Source organism: Streptomyces sp. SID14478, assembly GCF_010548525.1.
GTDB lineage: Bacteria > Actinomycetota > Actinomycetes > Streptomycetales > Streptomycetaceae > Streptomyces.
In genome coordinates, this window is record NZ_JAAGMG010000953.1 from 1 (window position 1) to 4,482 (window position 4,482).

Below are 4,482 nucleotides of genomic sequence, written 5' to 3' on the forward strand. Positions count from 1 at the left end.
CCGCGGTGAAGGGGCCGCGCACGCCCTGCGCCGCCCGCGCCACGCTGCCCAGCCGCTCGCGGAACCCGGGCCTGGCGGCGAGCTGCGGGTGCACGACCTTCAGCACGACGAGCCGGCCCGACCCCGAACGTGCCAGATGGGCCCTGCCGATGCCGCCCGCCCCGAGCGGTACCACCGTCCGGTACTCCCCGAAGCCGACCTCGTCCACCGCACCCATCGCCACACTCCTGACTGCCCGCGCCCCCGTGATCCGTGCGACGTCCGCAGGGACGTCCGGGGTTCCCGGGAAACCGTACGACGCGCATCCGCTTGTCGGTCGTTCAGGCCAGCGGATCCGTCGGCGGGGCCTGGCGCTCCGCGGCGATCCGGTGCACCCGCCGCCGTACCGCGAACCAGCCCGCGGCCAGGGCGAGCGCGATCGGGACGAGGGTGAGGACCGTGTCCCGGCCCGAGCCGTCCGTGTCGAACCACATCATCACGATGACGGCGAGCAGGAAGGCGACCGTCACCAGTTCGATCCACGGCGACCACCAGAGCCGGAACGCGGGCCGCCGCACCAGGCCCAGCCGCGCCTGCCGCACGAACAGCAGGTGGCAGATCATGATCATGGACCAGGTGGAGATGACGCCGAGCGAGGAGATGTTGGTGACGATGGTGAAGGCCTCGTCGGGCAGCCAGGCGTTCAGCGCGACCCCGAACAGCGCCACCGTCGCCACCAACAGGATTCCCCCGTACGGGACGTGGCTGCGGCTCATCCTGGCCGTGAAGGACGGCGCGGAGCCCGCCATCGACATCGAGCGCAGGATGCGGCCGGTCGTGTAGAGACCGGAGTTGAGGGAGGACATCGCGGCGGTCAGCACGACCAGGTTCATGATGCCGCCCGCCGCCGGCACCCCGATCTTCGACAGGACCGTCACGAAGGGACTCTGGTCCCCGGAGTACGCCGTCCACGGCAGCAGCAGCGTCAGCATCACGATCGAGCCGACGTAGAAGATCGCCACCCGCCACATGATCGAGTTCACGGCCTTCGGTACGACCGTCGCCGGGTCGGCGGTCTCGCCCGCCGTCACGCCGACCATCTCCACGGCCGCGTACGCGAAGATCACGGTCTGGGTGATCAGCACGACCGGCCACACGCCGAGCGGGAACACGCCGCCGTTGTCCGCGATCAGGGAGATGCCCGCGGTGTGCCCGTCGACCGGCTCGCGCGAGACGAGGAAGTAGATCCCGATCAACAGGAACACCACGAGGGCGGCGACCTTGACGATCGCGAACCAGAACTCCATCTCGCCGAACGCCTTCACGGAGATGAGGTTGATCGTCAGCACGACCGCGAGGGCGATCGCCGCGAGCACCCACTGCGGGACCGAGGTGAACAGCGACCAGTAATGGACGTAGATCGCGGCCGCGGTGATGTCCGCCATGCCGGCGGTCGCCCACTGGATGACGTACATCCAGCCCGCCACGAACGCGCCGTGCTCCCCGAGGAACTCCCGGGCGTAGGAGACGAACGAGCCGGACGACGGCCGGTGCACCACCAGTTCGCCCAGGGCCCGCACGACGAAGAAGGCGAACACGCCGCACACGGCGTAGGCGAGGGCGAGGGCGGGACCGGCCTTGGCGAGATTGCCGCCCGCGCCGTACAGCAGCCCGGTGCCGATCGCGCCGCCGATCGCGATCATGCTGATGTGACGGGGTTTCAGGTCCTTGCTGTAGCCGAGGTCGCCCGCGTCGGCGACGCCCTCGGCCGTGGTGGGATCGTCGAGGTGCGAGTCGGTGCCATGCGGTTCTTTTTCCTGGTGCACGCCCGGACTCTCGCAAAATAAATGCTTGGCGTCGTTCATGCGCGCCGCCTTACAGTCTTTCTCGTCCAGGTGCGACAGGCAGGACCTACTTCCGCTCATAACGGGGAGGCCGCGGGTTCGATTCCCGCCGCCGGCATTGCGTGCCGGTGTAGCTCAGTGGCAGAGCACCATCTGTGGTTCCGCCGACCTCGATCTCTGGACATCCGCATTTCTTCGCACCTCCCGGTGCGAAGGCCACGGCTCCTTCTCTCGACAAGAAACCGACGCCGTGGCCGACGTTGATCTCGGGAGGCGTGGCAGGCGGGGTGTGCCCGGTGCGCAGACGACGGGTACTTCCTTGGAGCCGGGGGTCGCGGGTTCGCATCCCGTCGGCGACTTCGGGTCGCCGTAGCTCCAGCGGACGGAGCACCGGCCGTTTCCGTCGTCGACCTCCGACCTCGGGCACGCCCTTCGCCGCGCTTTCCTCCGTACGGCACTCATGAATTCGGGGGGAATTCTCATGTCTCGTTTGAACCGCAAGGCCGACAAGGCCGCTCTCCGTTCGGCCGTACGCACCAATGGCCGTTCCCTGCCGACCCATCAGGGCGGCATCGGATTCGAGCGGGACGCACGCTCCGAGCTCTTTCTGCTCGCCGTGGCCAACTTCGTTTCCCAGCAGACCTTCTACGAGGACGGCGCGGGCCGCGACGACCGGTTCCGGGCGCTGGTGCGCCGGCTCGCCGTGAGCGACCCGGAGTGGACCGCGGGCCTGCTCGGCTGGCTGCGCGGCGACGCGAACATGCGGACCGCCTCCCTCGTCGGCGCCGCCGAGTACGTGAAGGCGCGCCTCGACGCGGGCGCCACCGACGGGCCCGCGAACCGGCAGGTCGTCGCCTCCGTGCTGCGCCGCCCGGACGAGCCCGGCGAGTTCCTCGGCTACTGGACGCAGACGTACGGCCGGGCCGTGCCCCAGCCCGTCAAGCGCGGCATCGCCGACGGGGTGCGCCGCCTGTACCACGGCAAGGCACTCCTCAAGTACGACACCGCGGCCAAGGGTTTCCGGTTCGGCGACGTCCTGAACGTGGTGCACGCGACGCCCGACCCGGCGCGGCCGTGGCAGGGCGACCTGTTCCGGTACGCCCTCGACCGGCGCCACCACCCGCGCACGGCCGTGGCTCCGGCCTCCGTCGACGTCCTGGTGGCGCACCGGGAGCTGATGGCCGTGCCGGTCGCCGAGCGGCGCGCGGTCCTGACCTCCGCGGGCGGCGCCGAGCGGCTCGCCGCGGCGGGCATGACGTGGGAGGCGCTGGCCGGCTGGCTGCAGGGGCCGATGGACAAGGCGGCGTGGGAGGCCGTGATCCCGTCCATGGGCGCGATGGCGCTCGTACGGAACCTGCGGAACTTCGACGAGGCGGGCGTCTCGGACGAGGCCGCCGCGCGGGTCGCGGCGAAGATCTCCGACCCGGCCGAGGTCGCACGTTCGCGCCAGTTCCCGATCCGCTACCTGGCCGCGTACCGGCACGCCCCGTCGCTGCGCTGGGCGTACCCGCTGGAGCAGGCGCTCGGCCACTCACTGGCCGGCGTGGCGCCCCTGACCGGGCGTTCGCTGATCCTGGTGGACCGCTCCGGCTCGATGTGGGCTCCGCTGTCCGCGCGCTCGCAGCTCAACCGGGCGGACGCGGCGGCGGTGTTCGGCGCGGCGCTCGCGCTGCGTGCCGAGCGGGCCGACCTGGTGCAGTTCGGCACCGGCAGCACCGACGTCATGTACCGCAAGGGCGAGTCCGTCCTGAAGGTCCTTGAGCGCTTCGGCGACCTCGGCGGGACGAACACGGCGGAGGCGGTACGCCGCCACTTCCGCGGGCACGACCGGGTGCTGATCGTCACCGACGAGCAGGCCGCGTACAGCAGGTACGGGGACGCGGCGCGCGCCGTTCCGGCGCAGGTGCCGGTGTACACGTGGAACCTGGCCGGGTACCGGGCGGCCCACGCGCCGTCGGGGCCCCACCGCCACACCTTCGGCGGGCTCTCGGACGCGGCCTTCCGGATGGTGTCGCTGCTGGAGGCGGGGCGGGACGCGGACTGGCCCTGGATCTGAGGGCCGCACGGGGGCCGGGCGGGGGCACGGGGAAGAAAAGTCTTCGGTAAGGGAACGGTAAAGCGGACCCGCTCGTTACCCCTTGCATGACCGACATGACCCCCGGCTCGAACATCCCGCTCACGGTGCAGCGTGTGGCGGTGGACGTCTCGGCCCCCGTGCGGCTCGACGTATCGGGCCTGCTGCTCACCGCCGACGGCAAGGTGCGCTCGGACGACGACTTCATCTTCTACAACCAGCCCGCCGGCCCGGGTGTCACGTACACCTCGGGCGGGGGCTCGGCCCCGGACTCGATCACCGTCGACACCGGCGCCGTCCCGCCGGGCATCGAGAAGATCGTGGTCACCGCGAGCCCCGACGCCGCGGGCCAGACGTTCCAGGGCATCGAGCCCACGGCCACGATCCGGGACGCGGCGAGCGGCGCGGTCCTGGCCACGTTCACGCCGCCGCAGCTCGGCGCGGAGACGGCGCTGGTGGTCATGGAGGTGTACCTGAGGAACGGGGCGTGGAAGGCCCGCGCCGTGGGTCAGGGCTATGCCGACGGTCTGGCCGGTATCGCCACGGACTTCGGCGTCTCGGTCGAGGAACCGGCGGCGCCCGCCG

General features: G+C 71.2%; 3 protein-coding genes and 1 pseudogene. 2 read left to right on the plus strand and 2 right to left on the minus strand.

Features of this window, described 5'->3' with window-relative positions:
* Positions 1-217, minus strand: a pseudogene (locus tag G3I40_RS30895) (hypothetical protein); the annotation flags it as partial.
* A gap of 103 nt (positions 218-320) precedes the next feature.
* Positions 321-1,844 carry an amino acid permease gene (locus tag G3I40_RS30900; RefSeq protein WP_164305928.1) on the minus strand — a complete coding sequence of 508 codons (1,524 nt, stop codon included), beginning with the start codon at positions 1,842-1,844 and terminating at the stop codon, positions 321-323.
* Positions 1,845-2,304: 460 nt separating this feature from the next.
* Here G3I40_RS30900 and G3I40_RS30905 point away from each other — a divergent pair, with 460 nt between their 5' ends.
* Complete coding sequence (locus G3I40_RS30905) at positions 2,305-3,879, plus strand: TROVE domain-containing protein (RefSeq protein ID WP_164305929.1); 1,575 nt, start codon at positions 2,305-2,307, stop codon at positions 3,877-3,879.
* A 95-nt stretch (positions 3,880-3,974) separates the two neighbouring features.
* Positions 3,975-4,482 (plus strand): TerD family protein (locus G3I40_RS30910; protein ID WP_164305930.1); only part of this gene is annotated, 508 nt, incomplete at its 3' end.

What these genes read in the sequence shown, in the direction of transcription:
- G3I40_RS30900 (WP_164305928.1), bottom strand. Translation starts at nt 1,844, where the DNA reads ATGAACGACGCCAAGCATTTATTTTGCGAGAGTCCGGGCGTGCACCAG.
- G3I40_RS30905 (WP_164305929.1), top strand. Translation starts at nt 2,305, where the DNA reads ATGTCTCGTTTGAACCGCAAGGCCGACAAGGCCGCTCTCCGTTCGGCC.